The organism is Herminiimonas aquatilis, assembly GCF_042665175.1.
Taxonomy (GTDB): domain Bacteria; phylum Pseudomonadota; class Gammaproteobacteria; order Burkholderiales; family Burkholderiaceae_D; genus Oxalicibacterium; species Oxalicibacterium aquatilis.
Genome location: NZ_JBHTCC010000001.1, coordinates 1,510,756 through 1,526,325 on the forward strand (window position 1 = coordinate 1,510,756; position 15,570 = coordinate 1,526,325).

A 15,570-nucleotide genomic window follows, 5' to 3' on the forward strand; every position below is an offset into this window, starting at 1 on the left:
ACAGGTTTCGTATTAGCAGGCAACACGTTCTCGATCCCTGTACCAGGCAGCGGCCTGGTCGCCGATGGCGACAAAGTGATCGACGCGAGCGTGACGACGACAGATGCGGCGGGCAATAGCGCCACAGCGACCGACACCGAAGGCTACACAGTCGATGTCACTCCACCAGTACCAACGATTACTTTAAGCAGCAATATCACAGCCGATGACGTAATCAATGCAACCGAGGCTGGCCAAACCATCGCGATCACAGGCTCGGTTGGTGGCGATGCTAAAGTGGGCGACACAGTCACGTTAATAGTTAATGGTCATACCTATATCGGAACAGTAGCAGCAGGACTTGGTTTCAGTATCGACGTGCCGGGATCGGATTTGGTCGCTGATGGCGACAAGATTATTGATGCACAAGTAACAACGACAGATACTGCAGGCAATACAGGTACAGGCACAGACACAGAAAGCTATACAGTCGATACGACTGCACCCACTGTTGTGGTCAATATTGTCGATAGCGCGCTGAATCTTGCCGACAATGTGTCAGATGTCACCTTCACATTCAGCGAAGTGCCAGTCGGATTTACCTCTGGCGACATTACAGTTGCCGGCGGCACTATCAGCGGCTTGACGGCAACGGGCAATCCACTGGTGTGGACCGCGACGTTTACGGCGACTCCTGGTTATAACGGCACGGGTACGGTAACAGTAACCGCTGGCAGTTATACCGATGCGGCAAACAATGCGGGCGCAGGTGGTAGTGATAATGTGACTATCAACACTGCTCCTGCATTGCAAGTTGCGGTGAATGACGCACTCAACAACTACAACCTTACTGAAGGCAACGGTTTCGCGCACTTCACGGTTTCGTTGTCTGCGACCAGCTCCGTAGCGACCACTATTTCGCTGGCACTGAGCAACGGTACTGCCGCAGGTAGCGGCGTCGATTATGGTTCGACCGGCGCAAATAATCTGCAAGTGTCCTTCGATGATGGTGCGACATGGAGCAACGCGACATCGGCTACGATTCCAGCAGGATCGACGAGTTTTGTGGTGCGTACCCCAGTGATTGATGATGCCCTCAATGAGTTCAATGAGACATTCTCGCTGACAGCAACGAAAACTGCCGGTGTCACCAGCAACACCAGCGATAGTGCGACAGCCACAATTCTGGATAACGATTACACCGCGCCTAACATCACGATCAATGATGTCAGTGTGAATGAGAGTGCCGGCACAATTACGTTCACGGTCTCCTTGTCTTCTGCTAGCGGCAAACCGATCAGCGTCGATTATGCGACACGCGATGGCAGCGCAACAGCAGGTCAGGATTATGTCGGAGGCAATGGCACGGTGAACTTCGCCGCAGGTGAAACAACAAAAACCATCACCATCGGTATTAACGAAGATGTGGTCTTTGAAGGCAACGAAAGTTTCTTCATCGATCTGTCGAATGCTGTGCACGCGCAGATTACCGATCCTATCGGGCAGGGTACGATTTTCGATAACGAAGGTGCACCTGCCATCAGTGTCGGCAATGTATCTGTGCAGGAAGATGGTGGCTATGCCGTATTCACAGTGTCACTATCCGGAGTCAGTGGTAGCGCAACCAACTTCTGGTTAGGATTGAATAACGGTACTGCAACGCTGGGTCAGGATTTCACCAGCGCGCTGCAAATTTCGATTGACGGCGGTGCGACTTGGACGACAACGTCGAACGGCAGCATACCCGCCGGCAGTAGCAGTGCACTGGTGCGTGTGCCTGTTATCAACGATACCTTGAATGAAGTCGGTGAAAATTTCACGCTGACAGCCAACGTTACTTCGAGCAATACCAGCAATGCATCTGCAAGCGGTGTCGCAACGATCGTCGACAACGATGCGCAACCAAGCCTGTCGATCAACGATGTGACAGTAAATGAAGGCGCCGGTACCGCGACCTTCACGGTGACCTTGAGTGCAGCTTCCGGTCAAACGGTTACTGTAAGCTACAACACCAGCAATGGTACGGCTACGGCAGGCAGTGATTACACTGCTGTAGCGAATACGCTAACCTTTGCTCCTGGCGAAACTACCAAGACCATTACCGTCAATATTACGAATGACACTGTGTATGAAGGTACAGTAGGGGAGACATTTAATGTCAATCTGACCGCGCCAACTAATGCAACCATCGGTGACAATCTTGGTGTAGGCACGATTGTCGATAACGATGCCGCACCAGTGATCAGCAGTATCAGCAGCCCGTCGGTAGTGGAAGGTGGAGCGTTGGTGTATACCGTCAACGTCACCGGCACTTCCAGTACCGGCACGACCTTCACCTACAACCTGGGTGGCGGGTCGGCAACGGCAGGTACTGATTACACGGCGACACCAACCTTTACCAATGGCGTAACGCTGGTCGGCAACGTCTTGACTGTACCTGCAGGGGTCACCAGCTTTACCGTTTCTATCCCAACGGTCAACGACGTATTGAACGAAGCTAGCGAGACGGTTCCATTGACGATTGGTGCGGCTACCGGAACCGGAGTTATTACCGATAACGATGCGCAACCAAGTTTGTCGATCAACGATGTGACGGTCAACGAAGCAGCAGGTACCGCGACCTTCACGGTGACCTTGAGCGCGGCTTCTGGTCAAACGGTCACAGTTGGCTATAACACCAGCAACGGTACAGCGACCGCAGGTAGCGATTACACGGCCGCTTCCAACACGCTGACGTTTGCTCCTGGTGAAACAACGAAAACCATCACTGTCAGCATCATCAACGATACGGTGTATGAAGGCGCCACTGGTGAGACATTCAATGTCAATTTAACGTCGCCGAGCAATGCGACCATCAGCGACAATCTGGGTGTAGGTACCATTACCGACAACGACGCTGTCCCAGTAATTGGCAGCATCACGAGTCCTTCGGTAGCCGAAGGTGGTATCTTGGTTTATACCGTCAGCGTTACCGGCACTTCCAGCACCGGCACAACTTTCACCTACAATCTGGGTGGTGGGTCTGCGACTGCCGGCACCGATTACACGGCGACTCCAACCTTTACCAATGGCGTCACGCTGGTTGGTAATGTGTTGACTGTGCCGCCGGGTGTCACCAGCTTCACGATCAGTATTCCTACCGGGAATGATTCACTGGTTGAGCCGGATGAGACCGTGAACCTCACTCTGGGTGGCGTGGTTGGAATCGGTACTATTCTCAACAACGACTACGCGCCAGTGCTGGATCTGGATGCTTCCGGTGCCGGTACCGGTTACACCACGACCTTTACCGAAAACGGTGCTGCGATTTCGATTGCTGACATCGATATCTCGATTACGGATCTGGATGGCTCGAATATTCAGGGCGCAACCATCACGTTAACCAATCCGCAAACCGGCGACTCTGGTAATTTCGGCAGTCTGCCAGCCGGCATCACCGGCAGCATTGTCGGCAACTCGGTTGTACTGACCGGCTCTGCAAGTCTGGCTGCTTATCAAACCGCGATTCGTTCGCTGACCTTTATCAATACCAGCGAAACCCCGGATACCACGCCACGCGTGATCACCGTCGTTGTTACCGATGGCACCAATACCAGCAACACCGCGACAACAACCATCAACGTTATTTCCGTCAATGATGCTCCAGTGAATACGGTGCCGACTTCGATTGCAGTGACCGAAGACGTTGCAACCAAGCTGACCGGTATCAGCGTAGGTGACGTCGATGCCGGCTCCACCAATCTGCAAGTTACCCTGAGCGTACCGACTGGCACCTTGACCTCCGTTGCCGTGCCTGGCGTAATCGTTAGCGGTTCTGGTACTGGCACGATTGTGCTGACCGGCACGCAAGCCGCGATTAACAGCTTCCTTGCCGGAACGGGCGTAAGTTACACGACGGCTGCCAATGCAAACGGTAACGTCAATCTGACGATCACCACCAACGATCTGGGCAATACTGGTAGCGGCGGGGCGAAGTCGGATACAGATACCGTTGCGTTGAACATCACACCGGTCAACGATGCACCTATCGGTACGGATGATACCTACAATGGCGCGAATAGCGTGGTTGAAGGCAAGACTGTCGTACGTGGCAGTGTGCTGATCAATGACACGGATATCGATTCCGCCACCTTGACCGTAGGTCAGTTTGCCAGCAACAGTGGTGCGACTGCAGCGACGGCGAATGGCAGTAATTCGATCACGACTGCTCTTGGCGGCACCGTCGTCATGAACGCCGATGGCACTTTTACCTATACCGCACCGGTGCGCAATCACGCAGATGCTACCGCCGACGTCGATAGTTTTGTCTATCGTGCATCGGACGGCAGCCTGAACTCCGGCTGGACCACCGTCAATATCAACATCACGGATTCAGCCCCGGTCGCAAATAACGACGTGGACAGCGTTGGCATCGGTTCAAGCATTACTGGCAACGTCATTACAGGTGCGGGTGGCAATGTGGTCGGTGGCGCAGATACCTATAGCGACGGACCGACTACCGTCACATCCGTCACTTTCGGTGGAACCAGCTATTCAATTCCGACCGGTGGACGCACGATCACGACAACCAATGGCGAGTTGGTGATTCAGCAGGATGGTAGTTATACGTATAGCTCTACCTATCAAACCAATGCACTTGCGGCAAGCGGAACTGCGAGTGTGAGCGAGTGGACGAATGCTGGCTTCACGGTATATGGCTTTGAAGGGCAAACCCTGTATGGCAGTAACACAAATAGTATTGTTACCGCCAATCTTGATGGCGCTGCTGCGGGGCGCGTGAGAGTAAGAAATGAAACCGGAACAAATGATGATGGTATAGGGGTTGATAATAGCAACACTACAGGCACAAACGCGCGCATCCAAAGTGGCGAAAATCTGGTCATTGATATTGGCTTCTCTACGAAATCGTCAAGCGTCACGCTCACCTCCTTGAGTAGTGGCGAGACAGCTGTATGGCGTGCATATAACGCTAGCGGAGCTATCGTTGGCAGTGGCACGATTGGCGGAGCTAACGGTGATATCGTGACGTCGACAATTGCAACGTCAAGTGGTTATAAATACTTGGTGTTTACATCAACATCGAGCGGAACGAATTATCTCGTCAACGGCCTTACTGCGCAGCCAGATTTGTCCAACATCACGCCGGATCAATTTGGATACACATTGACTGATGGCGACGGCACATCATCCAATTCTGCCACCTTGACGGTGACCACCGACAGCACGATATCGGCAACAGCGGATAGTGCAACAGTGTATGAATCCGGTCTTGCGTCTGGTACGCAGCCTGCTGCGGCTTCGTTGCCAACGGTTGCGACGGGCAATCTCTTTGCCAATGATGCGGGTATTACATCGAGCACAACGGTGACCAGCATCAATGGCACTGCAGCATCCGGTGGCACGATCACGATTACGAATGCCACAGGTACATTGGTTGTCAACTCAAGCACAGGCGCTTATACCTACACGCTAAATGCAGCGACGACCGAAAGTGTAAATGACAAGCCTACTTTCAGTTATACGTTGCAAGATAGCGTAACGGGCCAAACCACCACTGCGAATCTGGTAGTAAACATTGTCGATGATGCGCCGATAGGCGGTGATATAACTCAGACCTTGCAAGCCGCTTCGAATGCTGCCTTGACCTACAACTTGGTGATTGTGCTGGATCGCTCTGGCAGTATGACCACGGATGCGAACGGCAATTGGTCGAACGAGGCTGGATTTGATCCAACTACTGTTCGTATGGATATTGCCAAAGAGGCGCTGGCGAAACTGATCGAGCGTTATGACGGTTTGGGCAACGTCAACGTGAAGATCATCGACTTCGCTGATGGTGCCAATGAAACCAGCTGGTTCATCGACGACAAGAGCAATGCGATCAGCTATATCAATACCGTACAAGCCGGTGGTGGTACGCAGTATCAAACAGCGCTGAATGAAGTCATGAGCGGTTTTACCAAACCGGTAGCGGACAAGACACTGGTCTACTTCATTACTGATGGTCAACCAAGCGATGGCGGTTTGAATACCACGACATTGCAAACCAATTGGCAAAATTTTGTCGCGGCGAACGCCGATATCTCATTCGGTATCGGTATCGGTAGCGCATCTCTCGCAGCGCTGTTGCCAATTGCCTATCCAAACACAGATGCGGATGGCAATGGCAGTGAAGATTATGCGATCAAGGTTGCTAACGCGGCCGATTTGACCGATACCTTGCTGGCCACGGTCAATTCCGGCATCGTACAAGGCAACGTGACAGTGTTGACGGGTAACGGCACCAGCGGTTTCCTGCTGGGTGCAGATGGCGGCACGCTCACCAGCATCGAAGTGGATGGGATTATCTATAGCTACAACGGTACCGGTACCAGTGTCTTTGTCATTGATACAGCCAAGGGCGGTGAATTGACCGTGGATTTTGTCACCGGTACATACAATTACGAATTGACTGTCAACAAGACGATTCAAAATCAACAGGAGACCTTCAAAATCACGGCAGTGGATGCCGATGGCGATGCCAAGACGATCAACCTAAATGTCAATCTCGACTATATTGCCAACCTGGATGCGAACCAGGACATCATCCTGACCAACGTTCAGAACGGTACGCCAATTGTTGTCTCTTCCGACGCGCTATTGCATAACGATTCAATAGGTAGTAGCGCGAGCGTCACCAGCTCACAAAACGCAGTGAACGGCTCGGTAAGTGGCAGCACAAATATCACGTACACCCCGGGTACAGTGCCGACGCAGACCATCAGGGTATTGACCGAAGCGCCTTATGACGCATCGTCGCAGCGTCAAAGCGATGTGCGTGAAAACGCGATTGACTTGACTGATCGCAGCAAGTTTGGCACTCAGATTCCTGCTGGCACGAATACCTGGGCGATAGATGCAGGTGTGACCGGTTACACGCAAGTGTTCAAAGGAAATTTGACCAATAACGCTACCGGTACTGCTGGTCGCGATATAGATTTTGTTGCGGTTCACTTGTATGCCGGTGAACGAATTTATGTCGATGTCGATAATAACAGCAACACGATCAGCAGACAGATTCAGTATCAGGACGCGGCAGGTGTGTGGCAGACGGCATCCCTTGGTACGACGGATGGTTGGTATACAGCGACGGTGAGTGGAGAGTTCTACATCCAGCTGCAGACAAACAATACCAACACCAACAATACTAACTACAGTACTGCTTACGATCTGGTGCTTACCATCGATCAGGTCAATGGTCCAATTGGTCCGGATGCAGGATCGTTCGATTACACCGTGACGGAAAACGGTTTAACTTCCGGCGCGACTGCTGAAGTTATTCATGTGGCCGGCAACACGATCAATGGTACCGATTCCGATGAAATCATTATCGGCGGCGGCACTAACGACATTCTGCGCGGTGGAGGTGGTAACGATGTATTGATAAGCGGCGATGGAAACGATCAGTTGTTTGGTGGTAGCGGTGTTGATCGTCTGGAAGGCGGCGCAGGTAACGACACTCTTGATGGTGGTACCGGCAACGACATCCTTATAGGTGGCGCGGGCAACGATATGCTGACGGGTGGTTTGGGTGCCGATACCTTTAAATGGTCGTTCGCAGACAAGGGCGCGGCTGGTACGCCAGCCGTTGATACCGTCACTGATTTCGATACGGCGACTGGCAGTGACAAACTTGATTTGCGCGATTTGTTGCAAGGGGAAATCAGTCAAGGCGTGGGTAGCAATCTGGATAGCTACTTGCACTTTGAGAAGTCAGGTACTGACACCATCGTGCATGTCAGCACCAACGGTGGTTTCCATGACGGCTATAACGCAGCGAATGAAGCGCAAACCATCGTCTTGAAAGGTGTTGATTTGATGGGCGGTATGACTACCGATCAGCAAGTCATTCAAGATATGATCACGAAGGGCAAGTTGATTACCGACTGATCCATCTGCGCCAAGTTGGTAAATAGAAAAAGCCGTTCAGGTTTAACTGAACGGCTTTTTTATTAGTGGAAGTAAAGTAATCAGTTTTGCTGAAACCAGCAGCCTGGCACCTTCTTTATCGGTTGTTCGTTGCGCTACTTATTTCACAACCGGCCCAGTGATGCCATCAAAGCCCAGCGTCGCCAGCATGTCGACTTCTTGCTGCGAGATCACACCTTCGGCAAATACTTTCATGCCGATATTGTGAACAATATTCGTCAGGCCTTTCAAAAATACCTGATTGCCCTGGTTGTCTTGAATATCACGAATAAAGCTCGCATCGATTTTCAGGTAATCGAGTCCGAGGTCGTGCAGCTTGCCAATGTGGCTGAACTGATTGCCAAAATGTTCGATGCCGAGGCGGCAGCCGCTGCCTGCAAGCTGTTGGCAAAAATTACGGAAGGCCGGCAGATACGCAAGTGCGCCATATTCCGGCACTTCCAGCCATAGGCGCTTGCTCGCCGAAGGTTGCGTTGTCAGCAAGGCGAGCAGTTTTTGGCAGAATGCGGGCTCATGGATGGAATGGCCGGAAAGATTGATCGCAACACCTGGCAGTTGTGGATCTTTTTCCAGCTCTGCCAATCCGAGTTTCACCACTGCCAAATCTAGTTTCGCAGTCATGCCTATGCGTTCTGCCGCAGGCAGGAAGCGGCCGGCCGGCAACCATGGGCTACCCGGCGTCAACATCAGACGCAATGCGCTTTCTCTGTGGATGAGCTGGCCGGAAAAATCCACGACCGGGAACAAGGCGATTTTAGTCAACGCATTATCCAGCGCATGCTCGATTTGACGTCCCCATTGCTCGGCACTACTAGGCCCATCATCACTATGAGAAACAGCTTCGCGCAGATTATTGACGCCAGTTGCCTCGGCGCTGGCCATCGCGCTGTCAACCTGTGTCAAGAGTTCACCCATCGCATGTTGCGGATGGAACGCGCCAGTACCGATAAAGGCAATCGGCTCATTTTGCAAAAAAGCGCGGCTGCCGTCGATCAGTTTCTGCAGTAATTCATCACCCATCGCAAGCGCATCCCATTGTCCGGGCACCATCAGGGCAAAATCTGCGCCGTTCAAACGAGCCACCAATGCATCAGGCAAGCCGGTGCCAAACTCCTCGATAGTTTTGCCTGCGGTTTGCAGTAGCGCGTCGGTGGATTCGCGACCCAGGCGACGATTGATTTCAGCCAGGTGGGCGATACGGATCAAGAACAATTGACCGCCCGGACCTTCTTCCGTTTCCAGTGCGGCGCGCAGGCGCGCCATGAAATAGTCGCGATTGGCGAGGCCGGTCAAGGGATCGTAGTTAACTTCCTGGCGTACTGCCTCCAGACGCCTGGCTTCCTCGTCAAACATGCTCTTCAGGCGCACAACCGAGGAGTTCATGGCGGCGACCAGCTGGCGTAGTTCGGGTACCTTGGGTTCCGGGGTGGTGAAAAAGCGTCGCTCGCTAATGCCGCGCGCCTGTTCTATGACTTTTGCCAGCGGACCTTTCAGACGGCGCAAAATCAGTGTGCCAAGATAGCCGCCCAACAAGCCCGCAAAGAACAATGCGGCCATTAATTCCTTGGTCGCCGCCCATAAAGTTTTGTATGCGTGCGATGTCTGGCTCGACAATACGACGGTGCCCAGTTGTTTCCAGCCGTCGGTAATATTTGCCACGCCCGGTTGCGCCACGATAGGGAGACTGCTCACAAACCATTGTGGCGCGCTGTCCTGAACTTGCGCTGCAACGCGTTCAACGATGACTGCACCTTTCGGGTCGAGGATTCTGATCGATTGAAAATATCCGCTATCGAACAGTGCGGCAGCACTCAATTCCATTTCGATTGCATCGACACCGCCGCGACTGAGCGACAGCGCCAGTGCGGCGGCAGTGTCATTGTTTTTCAGTCTCAGCTGTTCTTCAAGATAGACGCGCGCGCCGAGCGTCGATGCGAGAAAGCCCCCGACCAGTGACAGCGTCGTGCTGAGAATAAGTGCAAGCCAAAGTTGGCGGTACATCGACATATTGGTGCCCCTCTTTGTTACATGAATCAATCGAAACCTTCAGCGCGCGCACGTTGCAATAACTCGCTCCAGCGTGACAGTTGCGTGACGCCGCCTGTCTCCGGTTTGGTTTTTGCGTCGACGCCCCTGAAGATGCCTTGACTGTTAAAACTGAAAACCGGCGACAGATCCATGCGGCGTGATGCCGGCCGTATATCCGTAATCAGATTATCGAGAACCTGTGGTTCTGCATCCGGCGATTCGTAATAAGCAAGCACCATGTGTGCCTGTTGCAGATTGCTGTTCATGCCGCCTATGCGTGCCTTGACGTAGATCAGGCGCAGTTGCTCGACTGGGACACCAGCGTTCAGCAAGGTAAAATATTTTGCAATAGTGAAGTCTTCGCAGTCGCCCGCGCCCTTCGCCAGAGTTTCCATCGGGGTCGCCCAATAGTCCGATTGATGCCAGATTTCCTGGTCGCTGGAAAAACGGATGCGACGGTTGAAAAATTCATTGACGCGCTTCAGACGGGCGGCGATGGGAAGTTCTTTACTTTCCTGCAGCATCTGCTGCCAGTCGGCTAAGGACTTTGGATTGCCGCCGAGTTTGCGTAAGCTGGCCTGTAGCTGTGACACATCAAATGCGGCGACCGGATGCGGAGGCAGCAGCAGCGTACCCGCCATGATGAGCAGCAGGATGTGCAGCAAGCACGGCGATCGTCGGATGCAATTGATCAAGGGAGAGAGCTGGGTGAATGCTTGCGATGTCTATGAATGCTCGAGCAATTTGATCATAGCATTCGCCGGAAAAGGCGGGTGTTACGGAGCATTTTCGCCATATGGATAGTACAAGAAGCGTCGTATTATCGATACGCTATTCACAAAAATTAACATTCCACCATCGAAATGTCTTGTATAAAGAAGGAATTTTATTTTCGTCAGTCTATTGGACAGACACAAGTAAGGCCCTATGCGTAAAATTTACTGGAGTTTATTGCTGCTGCTACCGCTAGGCGTGTCGGCGCAGACTTTGAAAGATGCCGCGCAGCAGGCGGTGCTCACTAATCCCGAAATCGAAGCGCGGGTTCACGCGTTTGAAGCCGCCGACGGCGAGCGCGATGTGGCTTTCGGTGCTTTTCTGCCGCGGCTGGACGTCGCGGCCGGTGTTGGCCGCGATCAGTATCAGCAGCCGGTACAGACGCGCAGCAACCGCAATTCCACAACGGTTACGTTGACGCAGCTGATTTATGACGGCTTTGCTACCAGCAATGAAGTCGATCGGCTGGATTTTGCGCGTCGCGTGCGCCTGTTTGAGTTGTACGACATGACTGAAAGCACGACGCTGGAAGTCGTACGTGCCTATGCGGACGTGTTGCGCCATCGCGCATTGACCGCCTTGTCTGAAGAAAACTACGTACGGCATCGTTCGGTATTTTCGCAAATCAGTGAGAAAACCAATGCTGGTGTGGGCCGTCGCGTGGATCTGGAGCAGGCCGCCGGTCGTCTTGCCCTCGCCGAATCGAATCTATTGATCGACACTTCTAATTTGTACGATGTCAGCGCGCGCTTTCAGCGTCTGGTCGGCACCGCCCCTGGCCAAAATATGGCAATGCCCGGCGATTTGAACAAGAACATGCCGCCAAATCTGAATGCGGCATTGAAAATCGCCGACCGTAATCCGGCTTTGCTGGCGGCGATCGAGAATGTCCGTTCCGCCAACAGTTCGGCAAAAATCCGCAATGCTGCCTTTCAGCCGCGTTTCGATTTTCGTTTGCGTAGCGATCGAGGCGACAACCTGTCGAGTAATACCGGTCCTACCGGCGAAAGTAGAAGCAATTCCGCTGAAATCGTCATGACCTGGAATCTGTTCAATGGCGGCAGCGATCGCGCCCGTGTGCGTCAGTACGCAGAGCAGATCAACGTTGCGCGCGACCTGCGCGATAAAACCTGCCGCGATCTGCGCCAGACCTTGTCGATCGCTTATAACGATACCCGCAAGCTGACGGAGCAGTTGATCTATCTGGACCAGCATCAGCTATCGATTGAAAAAGCGCGCGATGCCTATCGCATGCAGTTCGATATCGGCCAACGTAGTTTGCTTGACGTGCTGGATACCGAAAATGAATTATTCCAGGCCAAGCGCGCCTATGTGAATTCCGATTTTGATTTGAGTGTTGCCTATGCACGTACCAACGCCGGCATGGGTACTTTGTTCGCCAGCCTTGGCCTGGCGCGCCAGGCGGTATCCAAATTGCCGGATATTTCAGAAAGCGGCGAAGCGCCGTCCGGTTGCCCGCCATTAGGACCGGACAGCTATGTCGTCGACAAAGATGCGTTGAACGTACGTGCAGAACAATTGGTACGTGAATCGGCGGCTGTTGCAGCATCGGCGGCCGCAGCGCGCGCAGCGGCCGCGAACTCAACCACGCCTAATGGCTCGATCGCAGTACCTGGCACTGTTGGTACGTCGGCGACAGCGCCGGTTGTTGCGCCGCTGGTTGCAAGTCAGGATGTAAAACCAGCAGCAAAGCAGGATGAAAGTCCAGCTGCATTACGTAAAGCATTGATCGAATCAATGTCGGCATGGGTGCATGCATGGTCTGGCCGCAATGTTGCCGATTACCTGCAGGCGTATTCCAAAAATTTCAAACCGCCACGCGGCATGACGCGTGATGCATGGGTTGCCCAGCGTACAGCATCGATTTCGAACGCACAGAAAATTGAAGTTGTGCTCAGCGATATCAATGTTGACGTCAAGGGCGCAAAAACGGCGACCAGTACTTTTGTACAAAATTATCGTTCCTCGTCTTATAAGGACACTGTGCAAAAAACATTGGAATGGGAAAATCTCGATGGCCGCTGGCAAATCATCAGCGAGACCAGCCAGCCGGTGGTCGCAAAATAAAAGACAGAAACTCGACATGCATCATGGATAGGCCTCAAAAATACGGTGCTCAGGCGCCGTATTTTTTTGTCTGCCGATTTTTGGTCGCGATGGATGTGGCGTTGAGAATCGCTGCCGGGATCGCTGTTGTGACCAGATACAGCGCACGATGACCGATGCGCACGGTACACTGAAGTTTCTTCTGACCTGCCACATGCACACATGAATTTCATACTGGATCCGGGATTCTGGGAACTCGCCAGCTTCGTAGTAACGGCGCTCGCCTTGCCGTTTGCAATATTTCTTTTTCTCTACGAACAGCGCAAGGAGCGCGACTCCGAAGATGAAGAGGCCTATCAGCTGCTGCAAAATGCGTACAACGATTTCCTGAAGATCGTGCTCGACAATCCGGACTTGCAATTACGCAGCGCCACGTCGAAGACGGACTTGAGTGAAGAACAAAAAGAACGTGCGCTGATTATTTTCGAGATGTTGATTGCCTTGTTTGAGCGTGCCTACATCGTTTCATACGAGCCCGATTTGCGCGGCTTGCCCTTGCGGCGCTGGGGTTCGTGGGACGATTACATGCGGGAATGGTGTCGACGCCAGGATTTCTATTATTTGCTGCCTCAATTGTTGCGCGGTGAAGATGAGGACTTTGCCAACTACATCCGCGCCATCGCAGAGGAAGAGCGCGCCGACAAATTGCTCAATATCGGCCACCGGGAATAAATCTGCAGCCTCCGCAGAGGCACCGCCAGCCGCATTGCGGTCCCGGCACACCCTCTTTCGGCGATAATAGCGGCTCGTTTCCAGATCCAACCTCATGCCATGTATTCATACCGAGAAACTCAGTCCTGATGCCTACACAATTTGCTCCGCTCCAGAACGACACCTTTCTACGTGCATTACTGCGTCAACCGACCGAATACACGCCGCTGTGGCTGATGCGGCAGGCAGGACGCTATCTGCCTGAATATCGCGCCACGCGCGCGCGCGCCGGCTCCTTTCTTGGCCTGGCGAAAAATCCCGATTACGCAACCGAAGTGACCTTGCAGCCGCTGGACCGTTACGATCTGGATGCCGCAATCCTGTTTTCCGACATTCTGACAGTGCCGGATGCCATGGGGCTCGGCCTGTATTTCATCGAAGGCGAAGGGCCGAAGTTCGAGCGTCCTTTGCGCGATGAAAAAGCGGTGATGGCGCTGAGCGTTCCGGAGCTGGGTTCGCTGCAATACGTGTTCGATGCCGTGACGCAGATACGCACCGAGCTTAAGGGGCGTGTACCGCTGATCGGTTTTACCGGCAGCCCCTGGACGCTGGCGTGTTACATGGTCGAAGGCGGCGGTTCGGACGACTTCCGCACGGTCAAGGCAATGCTGTATAACCGCCCGGATCTGATGCACCACATCCTGCAAACCAACGCCGTCACGATTGCCGGTTACCTGAATGCACAGATTGATGCCGGCGCCCAGGCGGTGATGATGTTCGACACCTGGGGTGGCGCTTTGGCCGATGGCGCCTATCAACAGTTCTCGCTGCATTACATGCGGGAAGTCATGAAGCACGTAAAGACGGAAAAAGACGGAGTGCGTATTCCTAGCATCGTCTTTACCAAAGGTGGCGGTTTGTGGCTCAACGACATTGCCGATGTCGGCGCCGATGCGGTGGGTCTGGATTGGACCGTGAACCTGGCGGCAGCGCGCGCGCAAGTGGGTGATCGGGTTGCCTTGCAGGGCAATCTGGACCCGACGATCCTGTTTGCGCAACCGGATCAAATCCGGGCGGAAGTCGCCAAGGTGCTGGCATCCTATGGCAAGCACGCGGCAGGCTCCGGCCATGTATTTAATTTAGGGCATGGCATTTCGCAATTCACACCGCCGGAAGCGGTCTCTGTCCTGGTGGATGCTGTGCACGAATTCAGTCGTCCTTTGCACGCATAAAGTCCGTTGCGCATGTTCGCGGAGCATGCGCACCATATGCAAGCCCTGGTGTTTGGCAAGGCACAATAAAGCACAGACTTGACCCTATGAACGCTCGGTTTTGGCGCGCAGTAATTAACCTTATGCACAGAAATTGTAATTAGACAGAGTGTTGTCAATTTGTATTGTGTTTAACGATTCTTAACAAAGTGAATTTTTTAAGTCTTTGATTTTAATGGAAAAATATTTTGCTTTTTGTTTTGGCATTTTATTGAAACCCGCATGGAATCTGGCAAAAATGGGCATTTTCCGGGCTTATCCACAAAGTTATCCACAGGAATTGTGGATAGATAAAAAAGAGCTTTAGAAACGTGGAGTTAGCGCATTTGCTGATACTTCACATGAGGTGTGGCCAGCGCGTGTTTCATCGCGAATAGTTAACATCCAACGCGAGCCGTGGAAAAAAAGATGCACTAAAGCAGCACTTCACAATGTGAGCGGAAAAGAGTATTTAACAAAAAGCTTGCTTAATAGATATTTTAATGACGGTAACCTTACTAGCTTATTCACAAAATAGTGCGAGGAGCTAACAAGAATACTTATTATCTGGATATTGTGTTGCATCAAGGTATTTTCAGTAAATCCTTGATTTATATAAAATTATTTATTGTCTGCACGTGGATTAAATATCGCGCATCAAATTGTAGAAGTTGCCTGGCAGAATGCCGCCCGATTTGTCCACAAAGTTATCCACAGGAATTGTGGATAGTTGGTAAAAACCATACAAAATCGGGACTTAGCGGATTTTCTTCATCCCGCATCAAGCTCTTGT

At 52.5% G+C, this 15,570-nt stretch carries 6 protein-coding genes; 4 read left to right on the forward strand and 2 right to left on the reverse strand.

Features of this window, described 5'->3' with window-relative positions; all coding sequences use genetic code 11:
- Window positions 1-75 precede the first annotated feature (75 nt).
- Complete coding sequence (locus ACFQO0_RS06965) at window positions 76-7,908, forward strand: Calx-beta domain-containing protein (protein WP_382233293.1); 7,833 nt, start codon at window positions 76-78, stop codon at window positions 7,906-7,908.
- A 138-nt stretch (window positions 7,909-8,046) separates the two neighbouring features.
- Here the strand turns inward: ACFQO0_RS06965 and ACFQO0_RS06970 are convergent, their stop codons facing one another.
- A complete protein-coding gene (locus ACFQO0_RS06970; protein ID WP_382233294.1) occupies window positions 8,047-9,948 on the reverse strand; it encodes a bifunctional diguanylate cyclase/phosphodiesterase in 1,902 nt (633 codons plus the stop codon).
- Window positions 9,949-9,980: 32 nt separating this feature from the next.
- The gene (locus ACFQO0_RS06975) at window positions 9,981-10,616 is read right to left on the reverse strand and encodes a transglutaminase-like cysteine peptidase (protein WP_382233295.1); all 636 of its coding nucleotides are present in this window, start codon (window positions 10,614-10,616) and stop codon (window positions 9,981-9,983) included.
- A 286-nt stretch (window positions 10,617-10,902) separates the two neighbouring features.
- On the opposite strand from ACFQO0_RS06975, the gene ACFQO0_RS06980 reads away from it, so the two are divergent.
- From ACFQO0_RS06980 to hemE, 3 genes are all read left to right on the forward strand, one after another.
- On the forward strand, window positions 10,903-12,837 hold the full coding sequence (locus ACFQO0_RS06980; protein WP_382233297.1) for a TolC family outer membrane protein: 1,935 nt from the start codon (window positions 10,903-10,905) through the stop codon (window positions 12,835-12,837).
- A 201-nt stretch (window positions 12,838-13,038) separates the two neighbouring features.
- Window positions 13,039-13,548, forward strand: a complete 510-nt coding sequence (locus ACFQO0_RS06985) for a hypothetical protein (RefSeq protein WP_382233298.1) — start codon at window positions 13,039-13,041, stop codon at window positions 13,546-13,548.
- A 128-nt stretch (window positions 13,549-13,676) separates the two neighbouring features.
- Window positions 13,677-14,759 (forward strand): uroporphyrinogen decarboxylase, encoded by a 1,083-nt coding sequence (gene hemE, locus ACFQO0_RS06990; RefSeq protein WP_382233299.1) that lies wholly within the window; start codon window positions 13,677-13,679, stop codon window positions 14,757-14,759.
- Window positions 14,760-15,570: the final 811 nt, after the last annotated feature.